Origin of the sequence: Daejeonella sp. (assembly GCF_049655485.1) — a bacterium.
Classification (GTDB): Bacteria; Bacteroidota; Bacteroidia; order Sphingobacteriales; family Sphingobacteriaceae; genus Daejeonella.
In genome coordinates this window covers 1-1,884 of the sequence record NZ_JBASJU010000434.1, presented here as the reverse complement: position 1 = coordinate 1,884, position 1,884 = coordinate 1, and the positions used below count along the sequence as shown (strand labels likewise).

Here is a 1,884-nt window from a genome sequence, read left to right as displayed (position 1 = left end):
ATGAGGAGTTAGTTGATCATTTAATGCGCCACAGTAATTCATCGGTCGACGATCTAAACGAGGCGATACTTCGAAATATACAGCTTAGTAACAATGCCAGAATGAATTCTGATGATATCACAATACTCTCACTACGCATCTTGTAGAATTAAATAACACTCCTATGCTGCTACCTTTTTTTCAAGATGATTTTATTGAAGCAGGTTGCGATGAAGCAGGACGTGGTTGTTTGGCTGGTCCTGTGTATGCTGCAGCGGTAATACTTCCAAAAAATTTCTCGCATGAGGTTTTGACCGATTCGAAACAGCTGTGTGAAAAAGACAGATACCAGCTTCGGGAATGCATTGAGCGTGAAGCGATTGCTTTTTCTGTTGCCCAGGTTGACCATGAGGAGATAGATCGTATTAACATCCTAAATGCCTCATTCAAAGCCATGCATTTGGCCCTAGAGCAACTTCATATTACTCCAGGATTTATAATCATCGATGGGAATCGTTTCAAGGCCTATCAAACGGTTCCTCACCAGTGCGTTATCAAGGGAGATGGTAAATATTACTCGATAGCTGCGGCTTCTATTCTGGCCAAGACTTATCGGGATGACCATATGCACAGACTCGCAGAGGAACATCCGCAGTATGATTGGAGCCGGAATAAAGGTTACCCTACTATTAAACACCGGGATGCGGTGATTTCATACGGGATGTCACCTTATCATCGCAGGACGTTTAGGATCACCGACCCACAGCTGAGTCTTAGTTTTGAAGAATAGGGTTAAACCACGAACTGGGATTTTTTTACCGCAGAGGACGCCAAGTTAAGCGCAGAGTACGCGGAGCTGGCTTTAAAAGGGCTGTCGTGGTCCAATTTGTCGGTAAATAATAAAAACGATTTCGAGAAACTTTGCGAACTCCGCGTCATACTTTGCGAATTCTGCGGTTCAATTCGAATTGTTTGTTGTGATAACATTTTGCCCCTTTTTAACTACTTTTGCCGCAACCAATTTTACCTAAATGAAGAATGTAGCTTTAAATGACGTGCATGTAGCCCTGGGCGCTAAAATGGTGCCGTTCGCAGGGTTTAATATGCCTGTTCAGTACAGTGGTATAAACGTGGAGCATGAAACCGTTCGAAAAGACGTGGGGGTTTTCGATGTCAGTCATATGGGCGAATTCATCCTCAAGGGCGAAGGTGCACTTGATCTTATCCAACGCGTTAGTTCGAACGATGCCTCGAAACTTTTCGATGGAAAGATCCAATATTCTTGTCTGCCGAATGACAATGGCGGCATCGTTGATGATCTTTTAATTTATCGGATCGATGAAATAACATACATGCTCGTAGTCAACGCATCAAATATTGATAAAGATTGGGATTGGATATCGAAATATAATTCCGGTGGCGTGGAGATGAAAAATATCTCAGACCAAACTTCTTTACTGGCTGTTCAAGGCCCTAAAGCCGCTGCTGCACTCCAGAGCCTTACCGATATCGATATGGCTGCAATGGAATATTATACTTTTAAAAAGGGGGTTTTTGCGGGTGTAGAAAATGTGCTCATTTCTGCTACGGGTTACACCGGTGCAGGAGGTTTTGAGTTATACTTCGATAATAAACATGCTAAGCACATTTGGGAAGCCATATTCAAAGCCGGGGAGCCGTTTGGAATTAAACCAATTGGCCTGGCAGCGAGGGATACTCTACGGTTGGAAATGGGTTTTTGTTTATATGGGAACGACATTGATGATACAACTTCACCTATAGAAGCCGGACTTGGTTGGGTGACTAAATTCACCAAGAATTTTGTGAATTCGGAAAATCTTTCAGCACAAAAACAGGCTGGTGTGAGCCGTAAGCTCGTGGGATTTGAAATGATCGATCGGGGTA

Annotated in this window: 2 protein-coding genes; both read left to right on the top strand. The window is 43.2% G+C overall.

All coding sequences use genetic code 11. The features are described from left to right. Positions 1-163: 163 nt before the first annotated feature. Positions 164-769 carry a ribonuclease HII gene (locus WBJ10_RS17420; RefSeq protein ID WP_424292611.1) on the top strand — a complete coding sequence of 202 codons (606 nt, stop codon included), beginning with the start codon at positions 164-166 and terminating at the stop codon, positions 767-769. A 241-nt stretch (positions 770-1,010) separates the two neighbouring features. Further along, a partial coding sequence (gcvT, locus tag WBJ10_RS17415) for a glycine cleavage system aminomethyltransferase GcvT (RefSeq protein ID WP_424292609.1) occupies positions 1,011-1,884 on the top strand: 874 nt, incomplete at its 3' end.

Bases quoted from the DNA above. Each gene is read 5' to 3' on its own strand.
- WBJ10_RS17420 (WP_424292611.1), top strand. From the start codon at position 164: ATGCTGCTACCTTTTTTTCAAGATGATTTTATTGAAGCAGGTTGCGAT.